Here is a 22,054-nt window from a genome sequence, read left to right as displayed (position 1 = left end):
TTACTGGTTTTCGTAAAGTATTCGTTACAGTTATGGCGCCAGTCGTTGCAATGGGCTGGGAAAAGGTCACCAGCTGTCACATAATCTTGACGACTATCTGCGCCCAGCGACAAAAAGACGCGGCGCCTACCCACTTTTCGAGCCTCTTCATGCGTATCAAAGTGCACTGCCAGAACCGCATCGGCATCCTGCGGGACATTCTCAACCTGCTGGTGGAGTACGGGGTCAACGTCGCCAAGGGCGAGGTCGGCGGTGAGCATGGCAACGCCATTTATCTGTTTTGCCCGAACCTGGTGAATATGCAGTTCCAGGCGCTGCGCCCACAGTTCGAAGCGATTGCCGGTGTATTTGGCGTGAAGCGCGTAGGGCTGATGCCTAGCGAGCGTCGGCATATGGAACTCAATGCGTTGCTTGGCGCCCTGGAGTTTCCGGTGCTGTCCATTGATATGGGGGGCTCCATCGTCGCCGCCAACCGTGCGGCGGCGCAGCTCCTCGGGGTGCGCGTGGATGAGGTACCGGGCATTCCGCTGTCGCGCTATGCCGAAGATTTCGACTTGCCGGAGCTGGTGCGCGCTAGCAAATCGCGGATCAACGGCCTGCGAGTCAAGGTCAAGGGCGACGTGTTCCTGGCGGACATCGCGCCGCTGCAATCCTCCGAACACGATGACAGCGAAGCCATGGCTGGCGCCGTGCTGACCCTGCACCGCGCCGACCGCGTGGGTGAGCGTATCTACAATGTGCGCAAGCAGGAGCTGCGTGGTTTTGACAGCATCTTCCAAAGCTCCAAGGTCATGGCTGCGGTGGTCCGCGAGGCCCGACGCATGGCGCCGCTGGATGCGCCGCTATTAATAGAAGGCGAAACCGGCACCGGCAAGGAATTGCTCGCGCGTGCCTGCCACCTGGCCAGCCCGCGTGGGCAATCGCCGTTGATGGCGCTCAACTGCGCCGGTTTGCCGGAGTCGATGGCTGAGACCGAGTTGTTCGGCTACGGCCCGGGCGCGTTTGAAGGGGCACGGGCCGAAGGCAAGTTGGGGCTGCTGGAGCTGACAGCGGGCGGGACGTTGTTTCTGGATGGTGTGGGTGAAATGAGCGCGCGTTTGCAGGCGAAATTGCTGCGTTTCCTGCAGGACGGCTGCTTCCGTCGCGTAGGCAGCGATGAAGAAGTCTATCTCGATGTACGGGTGATTTGCGCAACCCAGGTGGACTTGTCGGAACTCTGCGCCCGTGGCGAATTTCGCCAGGATCTTTATCACCGGCTCAACGTGTTGTCGCTGCATATCCCGCCGCTGCGCGAATGCCTGGATGGTTTGGCGCCGTTGGTTGAGCACTTCCTCGACCAGGCCAGCCGGCAGATTGGTTGCCCGTTGCCCAGGCTGGCGCCTGCGGCCATGGATCGGCTCAGCCACTACCACTGGCCGGGTAACGTGCGGCAGCTGGAAAACGTGCTGTTCCAAGCCGTGTCGTTGTGTGAGGGGGGAACGGTGAAGCTCGAGCATATTCGGCTGCCGGATTATGGCGTGCGTCAACCGCTTGGCGATTTCTCCCTGGAAGGGGGGTTGGAAGAGATTGTCGGTCGATTTGAGAAGGCGGTACTGGAAAGCCTGTATACCGAATACCCCAGCAGCCGGCAGTTGGGTAAACGACTGGGAGTGTCCCATACGACAATTGCTAATAAGTTGCGTGGGTATGAGGTCATAAAGACAGAGAGTGCTGGTTAGAAGATTTTGCGGGTGCGCTAGTGGGGGTGGGCTGAAGCGAGCAGTTTGACAGCAAGGCAAACTGCTCGCAGTGTTATCGATGTTTTAACGATTGTTTGTTGGTAGGCGATTCGCCGAGTAGTTTCTATTGTTGTGCAAGGCTTTGTTGTCCGGATTGAAGTTGTGATCGGTGATGCGAGCACCTATCTGCGTTTGGCGAAAGTCGTAAAGGCCGAACCATGGCTCTTTAGACCCATTCAGTGTCGGATGTGCATGCTCTTGGTCAAGCTCCACTGGCGGCTCATCTTGTGCGTCAATCTTCCAGGGCCTGTCATTGTGGCGGGACGCGTTGCTGGCTTCCTGCGGGGCGAGGCGGTGTTCATTGGTGCTGAAGGCCGGGCGATGGCCCCCGCCACGGCGGGTATCGGGCAATTCGCGGTCTGGAAAGTAGTCCCTGGCTCGGCGGGCTCGATCAACGGGGTAGTCCGAATCCCGCCGCCAATCTGGGCGGGCTCGGTCGGTGCGATGGTCTTGGTCGCAGCGGTGGTAGTGGGAATGTGCCTGCGACCGACTAGTTGCGCGCGAGTCGTGTTGCCGATCATATGTATTGGGGGTGTACGGGTCCCGAAAGTACGTCGGAGTGTTGCCATTAACTCTAAACATGACATGGCCTTATATTGTTGATAAGTGTGTATCGCAATCAAAGTGGTTCGCTATGGGGCTACGAATTGATTGTGCGATGGGCGCAAACTACTTGTGTAGGTGTGCGGGCGACAAGTTGAGTGTATTAAGCAATTGTAAGTGTGTGTCGGGAAAGTCTGGTGTTTTTCGTGCTTTGAAAACTGCAAGTAAATACATATGCGTTAACTGATTTGTCGGTGCGTGATCTATGGTCGTGCTCCGGCACAGAGATGGGATTTGAAACGAAAAATAAAATGGGCACCGAGCTTTTGTTTAGGTTCGCGATGGTTACATTTAATCGGCTGAGTCAGCCCCTTAGGCTCGGTCGGCCTGAAGATCGAACCTGGTGTCGGCACCTGCCTTTGCCGTTAGCGGCATAACTCCGCCGTTTTTTCGACTCTCGCTCGGCCCTCATTTGCCAGGGCCTGCGCGCAAACCCCCGCTCTGCCTGGACCTTCTCCTCTTTTGAAAAGTTGGTTCGTAAATTGCTTATCCCTCATCAGCACAGCGGTGGGCGGCAAACGTCCGTCAGAAAGAGGATAGAGCGTGGACAAGTACCTTTATGTGGCAATGACCGGCGCCAGCCAGAATGCTCTGGCGCAGAAGGCCCATGCCAACAACCTGGCGAACATTTCCACCAATGGCTTCCAGCGTGACCTGGAGCAGGCGCGTTCGATGCCGGTATTTGGTGACAGCTTTCCGGCGCGGGCGTTTGCCCTCACCGAGCGCCCGGCCACCGACTTTAGCCCCGGCGCAATGATTGAAACCGGTCGTGACCTGGACGTCGCCGTCAGCGGCGACGGCTGGATGGCCGTGCAGACCCCGGATGGCGGCGAAGCCTACGTGCGCAGCGCGAGCATGAACGTCGATGCATTGGGCGTGCTGCGCGCCGGCAACGGCATGCCGATCATGGGCAACGGTGGCCCGATTGCCGTGCCGCCCCAGCAAAAAATCGAAGTGGGCGCCGACGGCACCATCAGCATCCGCGCCATGGGCGAAGGCCCGCGCGTGATGGCTGAAGTGGACCGGATCAAGCTAGTGCAGCCCGATCTGAAGAACATGACCAAGGGTCTGGATGGCAGCATCCACACCAAGGACGGCCAGCCGGCCCAGGCCGATGCGGGCGTCAAGCTGACCTCGGGTTTCCTGCAGGCGAGCAACGTGAATGCGGTGGAAGAAATGACCGCAGTGCTGGCGCTTTCCAAGCAATTCGAGCTGCACATCAAGATGATGAACAGCGCCAAGGAAGACGATCAGGCCATGACGCGCGTCATGGCGATGACCTGATTGCAACCCACTAACTAATTTGTGATGCGGCGCCGACAAACAGGCGCCCAAAGGAGAACAGCATGCTTCCGGCTCTATGGGTTGCCAAAACAGGCCTGTCCGCCCAGGACACCAACCTGACCACCATCTCCAACAACCTGGCCAACGTGTCGACCACGGGTTTCAAACGTGACCGTGCCGAATTCCAGGACTTGCTCTATCAGATCAAGAAGCAGCCGGGCGCCCAATCGACCCAGGACAGCGAACTGCCGTCGGGCCTGCAACTGGGTACGGGTGTGGCGATCGTCGGCACCCAGAAGAACTTCAGCGCCGGTAACCTGCAACAGACTGGCCAGCCGCTGGACATGGCCATCAACGGCCGTGGTTTCTTCCAGATCCTGCAACCGGATGGCACTACCTCCTACACTCGTGACGGTACTTTCCACCTGGACTCCAACGGTCAGATGGTCACCGCCAACGGTTTCGCCCTGGAACCAGCCGTGATCGTCCCGGCCGATGCCAAGACCTTCACCGTCGGCAACGATGGCACCGTGTCCATCACCGTGGCCGGCAACCCGGCGTCGCAAGTGATCGGCAACCTGCAAACCGCCGACTTCATCAACCCGGCCGGGCTGCAAGCCATGGGTAACAACCTGTTCCTCGAAACTGCCTCCAGCGGCGCGCCGCAAATCGGCACCCCTGGCCTGAACGGTTTTGGTACCACGCTGCAAAGCACCCTGGAAACCTCCAACGTGAGCACGGTTGAGGAGATGGTCAACATGATCACCACCCAGCGCGCCTACGAGATGAACTCCAAGGTGATCTCCACCGCCGACCAGATGCTCTCGTTCGTCACGCAGAATCTGTAATCAAGTCTATGGGGCGCCCTTGAGGGCGCCTGCAACACCGTGAGGTAAGGGTCATGAATCGCTACGTTTCTGTTCTGGCATTGAGTGGGATTACCGTGCTCGCGGGCTGTGTCGCCCCGACGCCGAAACCCAATGACCCGTACTACGCGCCGGTGTTGCCACGCACGCCGTTGCCGGCGGCGGCCAACAATGGCTCGATCTACCAGGCCGGTTTCGAACAGAACCTGTACAGCGACCGCAAGGCGTTCCGGGTGGGTGACATCATCACCATCACCCTGAACGAGAAGACCCAGGCCAGCAAAAACGCCAACTCGCAGATCGGCAAGACCAGCAAGGCCAGCATCGGCCTGACCTCGCTGTTTGGCGGCGTGCCCAACACCAACAACCCGTTGGGCAGTGGTGACTTGAGCCTGGACGCCGGCTACAACGGCGACCGTGCCACCAACGGCAAGAGCGCGGCGGGGCAGGGCAATAGCCTGACCGGTTCGATCACCGTGACCGTGGCCGATGTATTGCCCAACGGCATCATCGCCGTACGCGGTGAAAAGTGGATGACCCTCAACACCGGCGACGAGCTGGTGCGGATTGCCGGCATGGTGCGTGCCGATGACATCTCCACCGATAACACCGTGCCGTCCACGCGGATTGCCGATGCGCGCATTACCTATTCGGGTACGGGTTCGTTTGCCGATGCGAGCCAGCCGGGCTGGTTCGACCGTTTCTTCCTTAGCCCGCTGTTCCCTTTCTAGGTGGCCATTTTGAACTTCAAACAGCTGATGGTGGCGGCCTTGTTGCTGTCCCTGAGCGCCGTCGCCCAGGCCGAGCGCCTGAAAGACATCGCCAGCATCTCCGGCGTGCGCTCCAACCAGTTGATCGGCTACGGCCTGGTGGTGGGACTCAACGGCACGGGTGACCAGACCACCCAGACCCCGTTCACCCTGCAGACCTTCAACAACATGCTGTCGCAGTTCGGCATCAAGGTGCCGGCCGGCTCGGGCAACGTGCAGCTTAAAAACGTCGCGGCGGTGTCCATCAGTGCCGACTTGCCGGCGTTCTCCAAGCCGGGCCAGGTGGTGGACATTACCGTGTCCTCCATCGGTAACTCGAAAAGCCTGCGTGGCGGCACCTTGCTGATGACCCCGCTCAAAGGTATCGACGGCAACGTCTACGCCATTGCCCAGGGCAACCTGGTGGTGGGCGGGTTTGACGCCGAAGGCCGCGACGGTTCGAAGATCACCGTCAACGTGCCGTCCGCCGGGCGCATTCCTGGCGGCGCCACGGTGGAACGGACCGTGCCGAGCGGCTTCAACCAGGGCAACAGCCTGACCCTGAACCTCAACCGTTCCGACTTCACCACCGCCAAGCGCGTGGTGGACAAGATCAACGACATGCTCGGCCCCGGCGTGGCCCAGGCTATCGACGGCGGCTCGATCCGCGTGACCGCGCCGCTGGACCCAAGCCAGCGCGTGGACTACCTGTCGATCCTGGAAAACCTCGAAGTCGATCCGGGCCAGGCGGTGGCCAAAGTCATTATCAACTCGCGCACCGGCACCATCGTGATCGGCCAGAACGTCAAGGTGTCGCCGGCGGCGGTGACCCACGGCAGCCTGACCGTGACCATCACCGAAGACCCGATCGTCAGCCAGCCTGGGCCGTTGTCCAATGGCCAGACGGCCGTGGTGCCACGCTCGCGGGTGAATGCCCAGCAAGAAGCCAAGCCGATGTTCAAGTTCGGCCCCGGCACCACCCTGGATGAGATTGTCCGCGCGGTGAACCAGGTGGGCGCAGCGCCCGGCGACTTGATGGCGATCCTTGAAGCCCTGAAACAGGCCGGCGCCTTGCAAGCCGACCTGATTGTGATCTGAGGCCATGGCCATGGATATGCGCAAGAGCGGGATCAGCAGCACGGCGGACTCGGGGTCGTACTCCGACTTGAACCGGCTTAACCAGCTCAAGGTCGGTGCCGACAAGAACAGCGAAGGCAACATGCGCAAGGTGGCGCAGGAGTTTGAGTCGCTGTTCCTGAGCGAGATGCTCAAGTCCATGCGTTCGGCGACCGAGGCATTGGGTAAAGACAACCCGATGAACACGCCGGCGGCCAAGCAGTATCAGGAAATGTACGACCAGCAGCTGGCGGTGTCGATGTCCCGCGAGGGCGGCGGTATCGGCCTGGCCGACGTGCTGATGCGCCAGATGCAGAAGAACAAACCGGTGGAAGCCCAGGCGGCCACCTTGCAGGGCCCGGCAGCGGCTGAGCCGGCGAAGAAAGTGGATGTGCCGACGGAAATCGGCGCCGGCACCCAGGCCGAGGGCCCGCTGGGTCGTTCCAATGGCCAGCGCCCACTGTGGGCGTACCGCGTGGCAGAGCCGCAGGCCGGCGCCGCGGCATCCCACAGCAACGACATGGAACTGATGAACCAGCGCCGCATCGCCTTGCCGAGCAAGCTGACGGATCGCCTGCTGGCCGGCATCGTGCCAAGCACCGACACCAGCGTGGCCAAGGCCGCGCCACTGCGTAACAGTGCCGCCGAAGACAACGTAATCAACAGCACCGCGCGCACCTTTGCCGTGCCGAGCGGGCGCATGCAGGTCTATGGCCGCGCCATTGCCCAGCCACCGCTGGCACCGGCGAAAAAAGCCTTCGGCTCCCAGGACGAATTTGTCGCCACCATGTTGCCGATGGCCAAGGCCGCGGCCGCGCGCATTGGCGTCGATCCGAAGTACCTGGTGGCCCAGGCCGCGCTGGAAACCGGTTGGGGCAAGTCAGTGATGCGCGCCGAAGACGGCAGCAGCAGCCACAACCTGTTCGGCATCAAGGCCGGCCAGAGCTGGCAGGGCGGCCAGGCCCGGGCAATCACCAGCGAGTTCCGCGATGGCGCGATGGTCAAGGAAACGGCGCAGTTCCGTTCCTACAATTCCTATCAGGACAGCTTTCACGACCTCGTGACATTGCTGCAAAGCAATGATCGCTATAAAGAAGTTGTGAAGTCGGCCGACAACCCGGAACAGTTTGTACGCGAGTTGCAAAAGGCCGGTTACGCAACCGACCCAGACTATGCCAGCAAGATTTCGCAGATCGCCAAAACGATGAACAGCTACCAGAACTACGCTGCCGCTGGCGCAACCACACATTTATAAGGTCTGAATCATGAGTTTGCTCAGTATCGGGATGTCAGGGCTCAATGCCGCTCAAGGATCGTTGTCGGTCTTGAGTAATAACATTGCCAACGTCAACACCGCGGGCTACTCACGTCAGCAGGCCACCCAGAACGCCAGCGCGTCGAACCAGTTCGGCGGCGTGTTCATCGGCACCGGCACGACCCTGGCGGATGTGCGCCGGGTGTATAACGAGTATCTGGATGCGGCGTATCAGAACAGCACCGCGCTGAGCAGCGATGCCAATGCCTACCTGGGGCAGGTCAGCGCCATCGATAAAGTGCTGTCGGACAAGACCACCGGCATGTCTTCGGCGCTGAGCTCGTTCTTTGCGACCTTGCAGACCGCGTCGTCCAACCCGAATGACCTGTCGGCGCGCCAACTGCTGGTGTCCAACGCCAAGACGCTGAGCAACCGCTTCAACTCGATCTCGACGCAGTTGACCCAGCAAAAAGAAACCATCAATAGCCAGCTGAGCACCATGAGTGACCAGGTCAACCAACTGACCTCCTCGATTGCTTCGCTGAACAAGCAGATCTCCCAGGCCCAGGGCTCTGCAACCGCCGCGCCCGCGAATTTGCTGGATTCGCGCAACGAGGCCGTGCGTGCGCTCAATGAGCTGATCGGCGTCACCGCAACAGAAAAGAACGGTCAATTCAGCATCAACACCGGTACCGGCCAGTCGCTGGTGGAAGGCGGGATTGCCAACACGATTTCGGCGGTGCCGAGCAAGGACGACAACAGCCAGTACACCATCCAGCTGAACGTCAATGGCACGGCCCTGGACATGGGCTCGGTGATCAGCGGCGGCAGCATTGGTGGCTTGTTGCGTTATCGCAGCGACGCCCTGATGCCCGCCATCAACGAGCTGGGGCGTCTGGCGATTGCCACTGCCGATACGATCAACAATCAGCTGGGCCAAGGCCTGGATCTGAACGGTGATTTCGGCACGTCGCTGTTCAAGGACATCAACAGCGCCACCGCCATTGCTTCGCGCAGCCAGGCGGCGGCGGGCAACAGTGCCGCGTCCAGCAACCTGAATGTGACGATCAACGACAGCAGCAAGCTGACGACCTATGACTACAAGATCACGTTCAGCGACAAGACCAACCCGAACATGATCACCGTGGAGCGCTCGGACGGTAAGTCCATGGGCAACTTCGACATCAGCTCCACTACCGTGCCGGTGTCGTTTGACGGCGTGACCGTGACGCTCGATGGCAAAGGCACGATGAGCTATGGCGACACCTTCAAGGTCAGCCCGACGGCCAACGGTGCGAGCGCTATCGGTGTGGACATGGCGGATGCCAACAAGCTCGCCTTTGCCGGCCCACTCATCGGCGAAGGCGGCAAGACCAACAGCGGCACGGGCACCTTTACCCAGCCGACGCTGACCGCGCCACTGGATATCCATGGCGGTGCGGACACGGCGAAGCTGCGTACCAACATCGAAGGCCTGATGCCGGTGAAAATGGTGTTTGGCAAGCCGGCCGCCGACGGTACCCAGTCGTATACGATCAGCAACGCCCAGGGCAAGGCGATTGGCACCGGCACCATCGTGCCGGGGCAGGGCAACAAGATCACCGTCAATGTGCCCGAACTGGACGCTAGCGGTACGCCGATCCCGGGTTCAGGCTTCAAATTCGACACCACCATCAACGGCTCGCCGGCTGACGGTGACAGCACCACGTTCTCGTTCAACAGCGCCGGCAAGTCCGATGGCCGCAACGCGCAGCAGTTGCTTGACCTGCAAACCAAGGCCACCGTTGGCATGGGCGACGGCAACGTCGGCGTGAGCCTGGTGGGTGCCAACAGCCGCCTGGTGTCCCAGGTGGGCGCGAAGGCCAGCCAGTCGAGTGTCGATGTGGCCGCGACCGGCGCCTTGCTGGCCGCCAACAAGGGCGCGCGCAACTCGGTGTCCGGGGTCAACCTGGATGACGAGGCGGGCGACATGATCAAGTTCCAGCAGTACTACACCGCGTCGTCGCAGATCATCAAGGCCGCGCAGGAAACCTTCACCACATTGATCAATAGCCTTTAAGGGAGTCTGGGACGATGCGTATTTCTACACAGCAGTATTTCGAAACCAGCTCCACCAAGTACCAGGAAAACTATTCCAGTGTGGTGAAAGCGCAGGACCAGGCCAGCTCTGGCGTTCGCGTGCAAACCGCCGCGGATGATCCGGTCGCGGCCGCACGCTTGCTGATGCTGCAACAGCAGAAAGACATGCTGGGGCAGTACAACACCAATATCGACACGCTGAAAAACTCGCTGCAGACCGAAGACAGCGTGCTTCAGAACATCAACACGGCGATCCAGCGCGCCAGCGAGCTGGCGTTGAAGGCTGGTAACGTCGGGATCAGCGATGCTGACCGCAAATCGACCGCCGCCGAAATCGGTGCCCTGGAAGACCAGATCATGGGTCTGCTCAATACCAAGGATGCCAGCGGCAACTACCTGTTCTCCGGCAGCAAGACCGACACGCCGCCCTACACGCGCAACAACGATGGCACCTACACCTATCAGGGCGATGACACCGCGCTGAACCTGCGGGTGGCGGAGAATCTGTCGGTGCCGATGGGCGATACCGCGAAGAAAATGCTCGAGACCTCGGCCAACACCGGTCGTACCCAAGCCACGCCGGTGCTGGTTCCCCCGGCGGTGGATGACGGCAAGGTCACGATCTCGGCGGGCCTGATTGCGTCGGGTGTCGATGTGAAGTTTGCCGACGGCCAGCCTTACACGCTGAAGTTCCTCAGCAGCACCCAGTACACCGTCAGTGACAGCACCGGCAAAGACATCACGTCCGAGATCGCGGGCAATGGCACCTTTGACTCCACCAAGGAAGGCGGTTCGACCATCAGCCTGCGCGGGGTCAAGTTCGACATCGGCCTGAACCTGGGCAAAGACGTCTTGCCGGGCGCGCCGTCGGATGCGCTGGTAAAAGACCGCGAGTTCAGCCTGGCCCTCAAGCCGGACTCGTTCAGTGTTTCGCGTACCGCCAGCAACCCAAGCGCGGCCCAGTTGACCGGTGGTTCGGTGAGTGACCCGACGGCTTATGCCAGCACCTTTCCCAACGCCGGCCTGGTGGTCAAGTTCGGTGCGGGCGGTAGCTATAACGTCTACGCGCAGCCGTACACGGCGGACAGCAAATCCATCGCCAGTGACACGCTGGCTGCGGGCGCGACCTCGATCACCGTGGCGGGCGTGACGCTGGGTGTGACCACCGCGCCGGCACCGGCAGATGGCGACCAGTTCCTGGTGGGCGCCACCAGCAACAAGAATGAAAACGTGCTCGACACCCTCGGCCGCTTGCGCCGCACGCTGGAGACCCCGTCGGATGGCAACCCGGCGGCGCAGAAGGAGCTCAAGGATGTGGTGGCCCGGTCCATCGGCAACCTGACCAACGCCTACAGCCAGATCGATCAGGTTCGTGGGGATATCGGCGCACGGCTGAACACCTTGGATATCCAGAGTGCCGAAAACACCAGCCTGAGCCTGGCGAACGCCACCACCATGAGTTCGCTGGGTAACGTTGACTTCGCCGAAGCCGCCATCAACCTGAGCCTGCAGCAAACCATGCTGCAAGCCTCGCAGCTGGCGTTCGTGAAAATCTCCCAGCTGAGCCTGTTCAACAAGATGTAATCGGCCTGCTGCACAGCAACGGCCCAGCCTGGAAACAGGCTGGGCCGTTGTCGTTTGCGGGACTTAATTGTTTGAAGGTTTTGCAGAAAGCACACACAATTAGGTGACCTGCGGGTCATAAAGCGCATCTTCACTGTATCGTGTGAAAAGGATAAGTCGTCTCAGCCTCCTTGCAGAGCGGCTTTCAGCGAGTTCTTCACGGGGTTTGTCCCCTTTATTGTCACCACTTCGCGAGGCAGTTCGCGGGGTGTTCTCCAGCTATTTAGTATTGGGAAGCCACAATGATTGGCATAAAAAGCATCGCCAGTTACGTGCCGGCCGACGGCATCGATAACTACGCCCAGGGTGCCAAATTCGCCAAGGATGAGGAATTCATCATTGGCAAGATCGGTTCGGCGTTCCTGCCGCGCAAGGAAGCTGCCCAGGAAACCTCCGATCTGTGTGTCGAGGCAGTCAACGCTTTGTTTGCCAACAACCCGCAGTTGAAACGCGAGTCCATTGACGCGCTGATCGTCGTCACCCAGAACGGTGACGAAGAGGGTTTGCCCCACACCGCCGCCATCGTCCAGGACAAACTGGGCCTGCCGACCCACGTGGCCGCGTTCGATATCTCCCTGGGCTGCTCCGGCTACGTCTACGGCATCTACGCGATGAAGGGCTTCATGGAAGCCGCCGGCCTGAAAAACGGCCTGCTGATCACCGCCGACCCGTACTCGAAGATCGTCGACCCCGAAGACCGCAACACCACCATGCTGTTCGGCGACGCCGCCACGGCCACGTGGATGGGTGAAGACGCGCCTTGGCTGCTGGGCAAGTCGAAGTTCGGCACCGACGGTTCAGGCGCACCGCACCTGAAGGTTAGCGATGGTGTGTTCTTCATGAACGGCCGCCAGGTGTTCAACTTCGCACTGCTCAAAGTACCGGCGCATTTGCACGAGCTGCTCAATGAGTCGGACCTCAAGGCCGACGACATCGATGCCTTCTGCATTCACCAGGGCAGTGCGGCGATTGTCGACGCCGTGGCGCGCCGCTTTGAAGAGGCGCCGGTGGAGAAGTTCATCAAGGATATGGTCGAGACCGGCAACACCGTGTCGTCGAGCATTCCGCTGCTGCTGGAAAAGCACGTGATGGACGCCACCTGGAAGCGCGTGGCGATCAGTGGTTTTGGTGTGGGCCTGTCGTGGGGCTCGGCGATTCTCTATCGTCCGTGACGCTTTAACCGGCAATACAAAAAACGCCGATGATCGCTCGATCATCGGCGTTTTTTATTTGGCGCCAGAAAAGCCAATGAATGCTGGGTTTTACCCCTGTGTAAGCCCTTGAATTGCAAGGGGTGGCACCAAGCCAGCAAAAAAATCAAAAAAAAGACTCAAGCAACCGGCACACACGACGATAACTATTACGAAGGTTCTCTAGGCCACACCCGGCGGTTGCCAGGGCCGGAAGCCGCAGCATCCCATCCAACGAGGATTTCGTCATGGCATTATCAGTTAACACCAACATCACGTCTCTGGGGGTCCAGAAGAACCTGAATAAGGCTTCCGACGCTCTGAGCCAGTCGATGAACCGTCTGTCCTCCGGCCTGAAAATCAACAGCGCCAAAGACGACGCTGCCGGCATGCAGATCGCCAACCGTCTGAACAACCAGGTCAAAGGCCTGAACGTTGCCATCGCCAACGCCAACAACGGCGTGTCGATTGCCCAGACTGCTGAAGGCGCGATGCAAGAATCCACCAACACCCTGCAGCGTCTGCGTGAACTCGCCCTGCAAGCGGCGAACGGTGATAAAAGCGACGCTGACCGTGTTTCCCTGCAGCAAGAATTCACCGCTAAAGTGGGCGAGCTGAACCGTATCGCCAGCACCACTACCTTCGGTGGTCGTAACCTGCTGGACGGCTCGTTCCAGAACGTAGCTTTCCAAATCGGCGCCAACGCCAACGAGACTATCTCGTTCGGCATGACCGACATCAGCTCCACCGCGCTGAAAGGTAACTTCAGCGAAGCCACTGTTAACAGCATCGCATTGAGCGGTCTCGCTGCTACCACTACTGGCTCGGTACTCACTGATAAAGCCACTGTCTCGGGTTCCGCTGCTGTTGGCGCTACTGTGGCGAGCGACAATATCAAAATCAACGGTACAACAATCACTTTCGGTGCTGTCGCAGCTAGTGACTTGGGTGTTGCCGCAGCTGCTGCTATCAACAAAGAGACAGCTACCACCGGTGTTACTGCAAGCACCGATGCTACTGGCGTCCTGACACTGAGCTCCACCAAGGCTATCAACCTCGCAGCTGGCGATGTTGTAACTGCTTCTGCTGGCCCACCCACAGTCGCTGCCAAAACTGATGGCTTGGCTAACCTGAAGCTGACTGCTAACCCTGCCATTGCCACTACCAGCAACCTGACCTCTGACGGTGCGATCACTGTAAACGGTGCTGCAGTAACTTGGGCGAAAGGCGACGCCATGTCGACCGTTCTCACCAAGCTCACCAAAGCTGCTGGCGGCACTGCAGCGGGTGCTTCCGCTACCTTCACCGAAGGTCGTCTCAAGCTGACCTCGGGCAACGGTGCAGACATCAAGCTGGCTAACACTAACAGCGGTTCACTGTCGCAACTGGGTCTGTCTGCCGGTACCACTCAGGCCAAACTGACCGACGATACTTCCATCTCCGTCAACGGCGTAGAAGTCAAGTTCAAGAAAGGCGACACCGCTGATGCAGTTGTAGCTTCGATCAACAGCGCAAGCACCGGTGTACAGGCGAGCAAAAACGCTGACGGTACTCTGAGCCTGTTCGCAGACAAAGACATCACCATCAAAGACGGCAGCGCTGGTACCGGTCTGAAAGCCCTGGGCCTGACCACTGTTGCTGCCAACGGCACCAAAACCGCCGTGACCATGGAAACCAGCGTTTCCGACCTGAACATCCTGTCCGCCGCTTCTTCGCAGCAGGCTATCCAGGCTCTGGACGACGCCATGCAGCAGATCGACAGCCAGCGTTCGCAGCTGGGTGCCGTACAAAACCGCTTCGCCAGCACCGTGGCCAACCTGCAGAGCATTTCGCAGAACTCCTCCGCTGCCAAAGGCCGCGTAGAAGACGCTGACTTCGCTTCCGAAGCTGCTGAACTGACCAAGCAACAAACCCTGCAACAGGCTTCCACTGCGATCCTGTCCCAGGCCAACCAACTGCCATCCTCTGTTCTGAAGCTGCTTCAGTAATAGTCGGTAGCGGTTAAATAACGGGAGGGTGCGTGAATAACGTGCCCTTCCGTTTTTTCAGTTTGGAGGTGATGACATGGACATGAGCATCAAGCTGAACACGCCGTACCCGGCTGCCGTAACCCAGCCCAGCACTGCACCTGTCGCCCAGGCCCAGCCTGCGGCCAACAGTGAAGCGAAAGTGCCGGCGAGCGAAGAGCCACAGCGCGTTGCGCTGGAAAAAGCTGTAACCGATATGCGTGAGTTTGTGCAGGCTTCACAGCGCAACCTGGATTTTTCCATCGATGACTCCACTGGCATAGTGGTCGTCAAGGTGATCGCCACCGACAGTGGTGAAGTGATTCGACAGCTTCCATCGGAGACCGCGCTGAAATTGGCGCAGAATTTGAGCGATGCCAGCAGCCTGCTGTTTGATAGCAAGGCTTGAGTTGGCACGAAACATGTTTCTGATTGCGGCATCGGCGCTTGAGCGCCAAAAAACGGCCGCTTCAGGACAAGGAGAATAAGCAGATGGCTAGTTCAACGATTTCCGGCCCAGGTTCGGGCTACAACACGCAAGCGATCGTCGAGGCACTGGTTGGGGCTGAAAAGGCACCCAAGCTGGCCCAGATCACCAGTCAGCAAAAAGACGCGACTATCAAGTTGTCGGCTGTCGGCTCGATCAAAACCGCGTTGGAAGCCTATCAGGCGGCAATCACCAAGTTGAACAACGTCTCTGCGTTCAACGGGCTTTCTGCCAGTTCCTCCGAAGAGAAGAACATCAAGGTCACCTTGGGTGACGGTGCTTCCAGCGGCAAGTACGAGGTAAAGGTCGATAGCCTGGCCACCGCCGCCAAAGTCACCAGCAAGGTGAATACGGACGGTGCCACGGGCAAGGCCAACAGCACTGACGAAGCGCAGACGTTGACCATTAACCAGGGCGACAAAAGCTACGACGTGGTGATTGCCGGCGGCGCGACCCTCAAGGAAGTGCGTGAAGCCATCAACACCCAGCTCTCGGCCCAGGGTATCAGTGCCAACGTGCTGAGCGACTCCAACGGCGCACGTCTGGTCCTGACGTCGACCAAGACCGGCGATGGCACCGATATCACCCTCAGCGGTGACTCGGAGCTTGCCGTCGGTTACGACCAAGGCAAGCCCCCGGCCAACGCCAAGTACAGCATCGACGGCGTCGCGATGTCGTCCGCCACCAACAAGATCGATTCCGCCATCAGTGGTGTGACCCTCGACTTGCTGGCCGTTGACTTGACCAAGCCGACCACCACCATCACCGTGGCCACCAATACCGACACCTTGAAGACCTCGGTGCAGTCCTTCGTTACCGCGTACAACGCGTTGACTACGGCGATCAACACCCAGACCAAGGTGACCGCCACAGGCGATGCGTCGACGACGGTTGCGGGCGCCCTGACGGGTGATGCGTCGATGCGTCAGCTGGTGAACAGCATGCGTACCGAACTGACCAGCGGCTCCGGTGCGGGCAGCATGACCAGTCTGGCACAGATGGGGATTACCACGGACCAGAAAACCGGCCTGTTGACCCTGGACGACAAGGCGTGGGACAAGGCCGTGGTCAAGGGCGCTGGCGATGTTGCCAAGTTCTTCACTGGCGACACCGGCTTGATCACCCGCATGAACAAGGCTACCGCCAGCTACGTCGGCACCACGGGCACCCTGGCGACGCGCGCCACCGACCTCAACAACAAGTTGACCTCGCTGACCACCGAATCCTCCGATCTGGACGTGCGCATGGAGGCCTTGAAGAAGTCCTTGAGCGCCAAGTACACCGCGATGGACACGATGATCGCGCAGATCAACGCCAGCAGCTCCAGCATCATGACCACCCTCAACTCGCTGAACAACGCGAAGTCGTCGTCCTGATTGGTGGGGGCGCTTCGGCGCCCCGCAGCAGGGCTTACCGGTGGTCTGGCGTGTGACGCCTGGATTAAAGAATTTTGTGACGTGGTCGAAAAACTGGTTAAGCAAACCTATTCGACATGGCCAGTAACGAGGTAGCAACATGAACCCGATGAGAGCCCTTCGCCAGTACCAGAAGGTCAATTCCCACGCCCAAGTCTCCGAAGCCAGCCCGCACCGCTTGGTGCAGATGCTGATGGAAGGCGGCCTTGATCGCATGGCGCAGGCCAAGGGGGCATTGAGCCGTGGCGATATCGCTCAAAAAGGTCTGATGCTGGGCAAGGCGATTGAAATCATCTCTGGCCTGCGTGATGGCCTCGAACCGGAAAAAGCTGAAGATCCGGCGTCGGTGCAGCAGCTGGATGCGCTGTATGACTACATGAGCAACCGTCTGGTTGAAGCCAACCAAGTGAACGATGCCGACATGATCGACGAAGTCGCGCGGTTGCTGATTACCGTCAAGTCCGGCTGGGATGCCATCGCTCCACAATAAGGCCAAGCGCCTTGAGGAACACATCATGAGCCAAGCACTGCAACGCATCGATGAAGCCCGCGACGCCCTGATATGCGCGTTGGCCGAGCGCAATTGGGATGCTGTCGGTGAGCTGGATATGGGCTGCCGTGCGGTGATCGATGAGGTGCTCAGCGAGGCGCCGGTGGACGAGGATGCGCTGCGCGAGAAGCTGGAGAGTCTGCTGGCGGTGTATCAGCAGTTGCTGGAAGTGACGACGGGCGAAAGACAGGCGATTTTTGAAGAGATGTCGCAGATCAACCAAGCTAAAAATGCGTCAAAGGTTTACCATCTGTTCGGCTGAACGGGCTCAGTTAAACCGAATGCGCGTCATAAATTTGACTGCGCGTGATTTTTTGACTTAACTAGTGCTGTTTTCAGATTTCAGAGGGGTGTAAAGCAGAAAATGCTTACAGCCATCTAGATTGCCCAGACTTCAGGGCACTTGAGTTAACTAGGGAAGTTGCTATTGCATGTGGCGTGAAACCAAAATTCTGCTGATTGATGACGATAGCGTCCGCCGCCGCGATTTAGCGGTGATTTTGAATTTTCTTGGCGAAGAAAATCTGCCCTGCGGCAGCCATGATTGGCAGCAGGCGGTCAGCTCATTGTCATCGAGCCGTGAAGTCATTTGTGTGCTGATCGGGACGGTAAACGCTCCTGGCGCTGTTTTGGGCTTGTTAAAGACACTGTCTACCTGGGATGAGTTCCTTCCCGTGTTGCTGATGGGCGATATTTCTTCCGTCGAGCTGCCCGAAGACCAGCGCCGCCGCGTGCTGTCCACCCTGGAAATGCCGCCCAGCTACAGCAAATTGCTCGATTCCCTGCACCGCGCCCAGGTCTATCGCGAGATGTACGACCAGGCCCGCGAGCGCGGCCGCCACCGTGAACCCAACCTGTTCCGCAGTCTCGTCGGCACCAGCCGTGCGATCCAGCACGTGCGCCAGATGATGCAGCAAGTGGCCGACACCGACGCCAGCGTGCTGATCCTCGGCGAGTCGGGCACCGGCAAGGAAGTGGTTGCGCGCAACCTGCACTATCACTCCAAGCGCCGCGACGGGCCCTTTGTCCCGGTCAACTGCGGGGCGATCCCGGCAGAGCTGCTCGAAAGCGAACTGTTTGGCCACGAGAAGGGCGCCTTTACCGGGGCGATCACCAGCCGTGCCGGGCGTTTCGAGCTGGCCAACGGCGGCACCCTGTTCCTTGACGAAATCGGCGACATGCCGCTGCCGATGCAGGTCAAGCTGCTGCGCGTGTTGCAGGAACGTACCTTTGAGCGCGTGGGCAGCAACAAGACCCAGAGCGTCGATGTGCGCATCATCGCGGCCACCCACAAGAACCTCGAAAGCATGATCGAGGTGGGCAGCTTCCGCGAAGACTTGTACTACCGCCTCAACGTTTTCCCAATCGAGATGGCCCCGCTGCGCGAGCGCGTGGAGGATATCCCGCTGCTGATGAACGAACTGATCTCGCGCATGGAGCACGAGAAGCGCGGTTCGATCCGTTTCAATTCCGCCGCGATCATGTCCCTGTGCCGCCACGGCTGGCCGGGCAACGTCCGCGAGCTGGCCAACCTGGTGGAGCGCATGGCGATCATGCATCCCTACGGTGTGATCGGCGTGGTCGAGCTGCCGAAGAAATTCCGCTACGTCGATGACGAAGACGAGCAGCTCAATGACATCCGCAGCGACATGGAAGAGCGTGTAGCCATCAATGGCCACACCCCGGACTTCGGTTCCAGCGCCATGCTGCCGCCGGAAGGCCTCGACCTGAAAGACTATCTCGGCAACCTGGAGCAAGGCCTGATCCAACAGGCCCTGGACGACGCCAACGGCATCGTCGCCCGCGCCGCCGAGCGCTTGCGTATCCGCCGCACCACCCTGGTGGAGAAGATGCGCAAGTACGGCATGAGCCGTCGAGACGGTGATGAACAGGCGGATGATTGACGCCTGTTTTTCAAGCCGCTGATTAGTCAGCGGTTTTTTTTCGGCACGGGTATTGCTACAGCCCTCGCAACGTTCCGTTTAACTGACGGTCAGCCAAGCGAGAGAGCATGATGCCCCACGCCGCCCAACTATCTTCGGCTCCCGATGCCGAGCAGCTCAGCCGCAATGGCCTGGAACAGGCCTTTTCGCTGTTCAACCAGATGTCCAGCCAACTGACAGACTCCTACAGCCTGCTGGAAGCCCGGGTTTCCGAGCTTAAAGGTGAGCTGGCCGTGGTCAGTGCGCAGCGCATGGAAGAGCTGGCCGAGAAAGAGCGCCTGGCCAACCGTCTGCAAAACCTGTTGTCGCTGTTGCCCGGTGGCGTGATCGTCATCGACGAAGACGGCCGCGTGCGCGAAGCCAATCCGGCGGCGTGCGACATGCTCGGCCTGCCGCTGGAAGGCGAGCTGTGGCGCCATGTCATCACCCGCTGCTTCGCGCCCCGTGAAGACGACGGCCATGAGATCTCCCTGAAGGACGGCCGCCGCCTGTCCATCGCCACGCGCTCGCTTGATGCCGAGCCCGGCCAGTTGGTGCTGCTCAACGACCTCACCGAAACCCGTCACCTGCAAGACCAGTTGGCGCGCCATGAGCGTTTGTCGTCGCTGGGCAGGATGGTCGCTTCTTTGGCGCATCAGATCCGTACGCCGCTGTCGGCGGCGCTGATCTACGCCAGTCATTTGACTGATGAGCAACTGCCGCCAGAAACCCAGCAACGTTTTGCTGGCAGGCTCAAGGAGCGCCTGCACGAGTTGGAGCACCAGGTGCGCGACATGCTGGTGTTCGCCCGCGGCGAATTGCCGCTGACCGACCGCGTCACCCCGGCCGAACTGATGCGCGCCCTGCAAGCCGCCGCAAGCACCCATATCGCAGACGCTGATGTGCGCTGGCAATGCGACAGCCACCTCGGCGAGTTGCTGTGTAACCGCGACACCCTGGTCGGCGCCTTGCTCAACCTGATCGAAAACGCCACCCAGGCCAGCGCCCCCGGCGCGCGCCTGAAGATCCACCTGTACAGCCGCGCGCAAACCCTGCGCCTGTGCATCAGTGACAGCGGCAGTGGCATCGACCCGCAGGTGCTGCAGCGCCTCGGCGAACCCTTTTTCACCACCAAGACCAACGGAACGGGCCTTGGCCTGACCGTGGTCAAGGCCGTGGCACGTGCGCATCAGGGAGAATTGCAGCTGCGTTCCCGGTTGGGGCGTGGCACCTGTGCATTGATGACCTTGCCGCTGTTTTCAGGCGCGGCAAGCGCGGAGTAAACGAACATGGCAATCAAGGTTTTATTGGTAGAAGACGATCGCGCCCTGCGTGAGGCATTGGCTGACACGCTGCTGTTGGCGGGCCATGACTATCGGGCGGTCGGTTCAGCCGAGGAAGCCTTGGACGCGGTGGAGCAGGAGCCCTTCAGCCTGGTGGTCAGCGACGTCAATATGCCCGGCATGGATGGCCACCAGTTGCTCGGCCTGCTGCGCGCCCGCCAGCCGCAACTGCCGGTGCTGCTGATGACTGCCCATGGCGCCGTGGAGCGCGCGGTCGATGCCATGCGCCAAGGCGCGGCGGATTACCTGGTCAAACCGTTCGAGCCGAAAGCCTTGATCGAACTGGTGGCCCGCCATGCCCTCGGCGTACTGCCGGCCAGCGATGGCGAAGGGCCGATTGCCTTCGAGCCGGCCAGCGCGCAACTGCTGGAACTGGCCGCCCGCGTGGCGCGCAGCGACTCCACGGTGTTGATCTCCGGCGAGTCCGGCACCGGCAAGGAGGTGCTGGCGCGCTACATCCACCAGCAATCCAGCCGCGCCAGCCAGCCGTTTGTCGCGATCAACTGCGCGGCGATCCCCGACAACATGCTCGAAGCCACCCTGTTCGGCCATGAAAAGGGCTCGTTCACCGGCGCCATTGCGGCCCAGGCGGGCAAGTTCGAACAAGCCGACGGCGGCACCATTCTGCTCGACGAAATTTCCGAAATGCCCCTGGGCCTGCAAGCCAAGTTGCTGCGCGTGTTGCAGGAACGTGAAGTGGAGCGGGTCGGCGCGCGCAAGCCGATCCAGCTGGATATCCGCGTGGTCGCCACCACCAACCGCGACCTCGCCGGTGAAGTGGCGGCGGGGCGTTTCCGTGAGGATCTGTTCTACCGCCTGTCGGTGTTTCCCCTGGCGTGGCGCCCGCTGCGTGAGCGCCCGGCCGACATCATCCCGCTGGCCGAGCGCCTGCTGAACAACCACGTCAAAAAAATGAAGCACGCCCAGGCACGCCTGTCGGCCGAAGCCCAGGCGTGCCTGATCGGCTATCCGTGGCCCGGCAACGTGCGTGAATTGGACAATGCAATCCAGCGCGCGCTGATCCTGCAACAGGGCGGCCTGATCCAGCCCCAGGATTTCTGCCTGGCCATGGGCAGCGGCGCGGCGCCATTGCCGAGCCTGGCCCCCGCGCCGGTGCTGGCCGAAGCCGAATCTGCCGGTGCCTTGGGCGACGACCTGCGCCGCCGCGAATTCCAGATGATCATCGACACCCTGCGTGCCGAGCGCGGCCGCCGCAAAGAGGCCGCCGAACGCCTGGGCATCAGCCCGCGCACCCTGCGCTACAAGCTGGCGCAGATGCGCGATGCGGGGATGGATGTGGAAGCGTATCTGTTTGCTACCTAACTGGTATCAAGGCCGACAAGGTTTGTCGCCTTTTCTTACGAATCGATACAGAGCTGGCACCCTTGTTGCTACTTCCCCTAGTAATTGCGGCGTAGTGTCAAAAATTTGCGGGTTGTCGGAGAGAGAAGGTCATGAGCCAGGGTATTGAGTTCAATCGGTTGATGTTGGATATGCGCTCCATGCAAATGGATGCCATGGCTCAACCGAAATCCGTCGCGCAAGCGCCGGAATTGGGCCAAAGCAGCTTCGCCGACATGCTCGGCCAGGCGATCAATAAAGTCAGTGACACCCAGCAAGCCTCCAGCCAGTTGGCCACCGCGTTCGAAATCGGCAAAAGCGGCGTGGACCTCACCGATGTGATGGTCGCTTCGCAAAAAGCCAGTGTGTCATTCCAGGCGTTGACCCAGGTGCGTAACAAGTTGGTTCAAGCCTATCAAGACATCATGCAGATGCCGGTTTAAGGAC

The 22,054-nt window shown here is 60.2% G+C and carries 18 protein-coding genes; all 18 read left to right on the top strand.

All coding sequences use genetic code 11. The annotated features are described in order from the left end of the window. The first annotated feature begins 149 nt into the window (after positions 1–149). On the top strand, positions 150–1,718 hold the full coding sequence (locus J1G37_RS21155; protein WP_207045240.1) for a sigma-54-dependent transcriptional regulator: 1,569 nt from the start codon (positions 150–152) through the stop codon (positions 1,716–1,718). A 1,206-nt stretch (positions 1,719–2,924) separates the two neighbouring features. Then, on the top strand, positions 2,925–3,665 hold the full coding sequence (locus J1G37_RS21150; protein ID WP_124526531.1) for a flagellar basal body rod protein FlgF: 741 nt from the start codon (positions 2,925–2,927) through the stop codon (positions 3,663–3,665). 62 nt (positions 3,666–3,727) lie between these two features. After that, a complete protein-coding gene (flgG, locus tag J1G37_RS21145; RefSeq protein ID WP_017735191.1) occupies positions 3,728–4,513 on the top strand; it encodes a flagellar basal-body rod protein FlgG in 786 nt (261 codons plus the stop codon). A 53-nt stretch (positions 4,514–4,566) separates the two neighbouring features. Beyond that, positions 4,567–5,262 (top strand): flagellar basal body L-ring protein FlgH, encoded by a 696-nt coding sequence (gene flgH / locus J1G37_RS21140; RefSeq protein WP_207045237.1) that lies wholly within the window; start codon positions 4,567–4,569, stop codon positions 5,260–5,262. Positions 5,263–5,289: 27 nt separating this feature from the next. Further along, positions 5,290–6,378, top strand: a complete 1,089-nt coding sequence (locus J1G37_RS21135) for a flagellar basal body P-ring protein FlgI (RefSeq protein WP_177325314.1) — start codon at positions 5,290–5,292, stop codon at positions 6,376–6,378. 4 nt (positions 6,379–6,382) lie between these two features. Next, complete coding sequence (gene flgJ, locus J1G37_RS21130; RefSeq protein WP_207045234.1) at positions 6,383–7,651, top strand: flagellar assembly peptidoglycan hydrolase FlgJ; 1,269 nt, start codon at positions 6,383–6,385, stop codon at positions 7,649–7,651. Positions 7,652–7,661: 10 nt separating this feature from the next. Then, positions 7,662–9,710: a flagellar hook-associated protein FlgK gene (flgK, locus tag J1G37_RS21125; protein ID WP_207045231.1), complete on the top strand. Its 2,049-nt coding sequence runs from the start codon at positions 7,662–7,664 to the stop codon at positions 9,708–9,710. Positions 9,711–9,724: 14 nt separating this feature from the next. Next, complete coding sequence (locus J1G37_RS21120) at positions 9,725–11,314, top strand: flagellar hook-associated protein 3 (protein WP_207045228.1); 1,590 nt, start codon at positions 9,725–9,727, stop codon at positions 11,312–11,314. Between the two features lie 281 nt (positions 11,315–11,595). Further along, positions 11,596–12,525, top strand: a complete 930-nt coding sequence (locus tag J1G37_RS21115) for a ketoacyl-ACP synthase III (RefSeq protein WP_017735197.1) — start codon at positions 11,596–11,598, stop codon at positions 12,523–12,525. 266 nt (positions 12,526–12,791) lie between these two features. Further along, a complete protein-coding gene (locus J1G37_RS21110) occupies positions 12,792–14,531 on the top strand; it encodes a flagellin (protein WP_207045226.1) in 1,740 nt (579 codons plus the stop codon). 76 nt (positions 14,532–14,607) lie between these two features. After that, a complete protein-coding gene (locus J1G37_RS21105; RefSeq protein ID WP_017735199.1) occupies positions 14,608–14,958 on the top strand; it encodes a flagellar protein FlaG in 351 nt (116 codons plus the stop codon). Between the two features lie 83 nt (positions 14,959–15,041). Further along, positions 15,042–16,412, top strand: a complete 1,371-nt coding sequence (gene fliD, locus J1G37_RS21100) for a flagellar filament capping protein FliD (RefSeq protein ID WP_124526523.1) — start codon at positions 15,042–15,044, stop codon at positions 16,410–16,412. A gap of 139 nt (positions 16,413–16,551) precedes the next feature. After that, on the top strand, positions 16,552–16,941 hold the full coding sequence (fliS, locus tag J1G37_RS21095; RefSeq protein ID WP_026136596.1) for a flagellar export chaperone FliS: 390 nt from the start codon (positions 16,552–16,554) through the stop codon (positions 16,939–16,941). 25 nt (positions 16,942–16,966) lie between these two features. Continuing rightward, complete coding sequence (gene fliT, locus J1G37_RS21090) at positions 16,967–17,263, top strand: flagellar protein FliT (protein ID WP_207045224.1); 297 nt, start codon at positions 16,967–16,969, stop codon at positions 17,261–17,263. 169 nt (positions 17,264–17,432) lie between these two features. Further along, positions 17,433–18,905, top strand: a complete 1,473-nt coding sequence (locus J1G37_RS21085; RefSeq protein ID WP_207045222.1) for a sigma-54 dependent transcriptional regulator — start codon at positions 17,433–17,435, stop codon at positions 18,903–18,905. Positions 18,906–19,015: 110 nt separating this feature from the next. Continuing rightward, positions 19,016–20,206, top strand: coding sequence for an ATP-binding protein (locus J1G37_RS21080; protein ID WP_277990821.1), 1,191 nt, complete (start codon positions 19,016–19,018; stop codon positions 20,204–20,206). Between the two features lie 6 nt (positions 20,207–20,212). Next, entirely contained in the window at positions 20,213–21,589 is a 1,377-nt protein-coding gene (locus J1G37_RS21075) for a sigma-54 dependent transcriptional regulator (protein WP_207045218.1), read from the top strand. A 131-nt stretch (positions 21,590–21,720) separates the two neighbouring features. Further along, positions 21,721–22,050 (top strand): flagellar hook-basal body complex protein FliE, encoded by a 330-nt coding sequence (gene fliE, locus J1G37_RS21070; protein WP_017735206.1) that lies wholly within the window; start codon positions 21,721–21,723, stop codon positions 22,048–22,050. Positions 22,051–22,054: the final 4 nt, after the last annotated feature.

It is taken from the genome of Pseudomonas sp. Marseille-Q1929 (assembly GCF_017316265.1).
Taxonomy (GTDB): Bacteria; Pseudomonadota; Gammaproteobacteria; order Pseudomonadales; family Pseudomonadaceae; genus Aquipseudomonas.
The sequence above is the reverse complement of the archived record's forward strand: the minus strand, read 5'-3'. Positions and strand labels throughout refer to the sequence as shown.

Coding starts and splice junctions, on each gene's coding strand:
- J1G37_RS21155 (WP_207045240.1), top strand. CDS start 150: ATGCGTATCAAAGTGCACTGCCAGAACCGCATCGGCATCCTGCGGGAC.
- flgG (WP_017735191.1), top strand. CDS start 3,728: ATGCTTCCGGCTCTATGGGTTGCCAAAACAGGCCTGTCCGCCCAGGAC.
- flgH (WP_207045237.1), top strand. CDS start 4,567: ATGAATCGCTACGTTTCTGTTCTGGCATTGAGTGGGATTACCGTGCTC.
- J1G37_RS21135 (WP_177325314.1), top strand. CDS start 5,290: ATGGTGGCGGCCTTGTTGCTGTCCCTGAGCGCCGTCGCCCAGGCCGAG.
- flgJ (WP_207045234.1), top strand. CDS start 6,383: ATGGCCATGGATATGCGCAAGAGCGGGATCAGCAGCACGGCGGACTCG.
- flgK (WP_207045231.1), top strand. CDS start 7,662: ATGAGTTTGCTCAGTATCGGGATGTCAGGGCTCAATGCCGCTCAAGGA.
- J1G37_RS21120 (WP_207045228.1), top strand. CDS start 9,725: ATGCGTATTTCTACACAGCAGTATTTCGAAACCAGCTCCACCAAGTAC.
- J1G37_RS21115 (WP_017735197.1), top strand. CDS start 11,596: ATGATTGGCATAAAAAGCATCGCCAGTTACGTGCCGGCCGACGGCATC.
- J1G37_RS21110 (WP_207045226.1), top strand. CDS start 12,792: ATGGCATTATCAGTTAACACCAACATCACGTCTCTGGGGGTCCAGAAG.
- J1G37_RS21105 (WP_017735199.1), top strand. CDS start 14,608: ATGGACATGAGCATCAAGCTGAACACGCCGTACCCGGCTGCCGTAACC.
- fliD (WP_124526523.1), top strand. CDS start 15,042: ATGGCTAGTTCAACGATTTCCGGCCCAGGTTCGGGCTACAACACGCAA.
- fliS (WP_026136596.1), top strand. CDS start 16,552: ATGAACCCGATGAGAGCCCTTCGCCAGTACCAGAAGGTCAATTCCCAC.
- fliT (WP_207045224.1), top strand. CDS start 16,967: ATGAGCCAAGCACTGCAACGCATCGATGAAGCCCGCGACGCCCTGATA.
- J1G37_RS21085 (WP_207045222.1), top strand. CDS start 17,433: ATGTGGCGTGAAACCAAAATTCTGCTGATTGATGACGATAGCGTCCGC.
- J1G37_RS21080 (WP_277990821.1), top strand. CDS start 19,016: ATGCCCCACGCCGCCCAACTATCTTCGGCTCCCGATGCCGAGCAGCTC.
- J1G37_RS21075 (WP_207045218.1), top strand. CDS start 20,213: ATGGCAATCAAGGTTTTATTGGTAGAAGACGATCGCGCCCTGCGTGAG.
- fliE (WP_017735206.1), top strand. CDS start 21,721: ATGAGCCAGGGTATTGAGTTCAATCGGTTGATGTTGGATATGCGCTCC.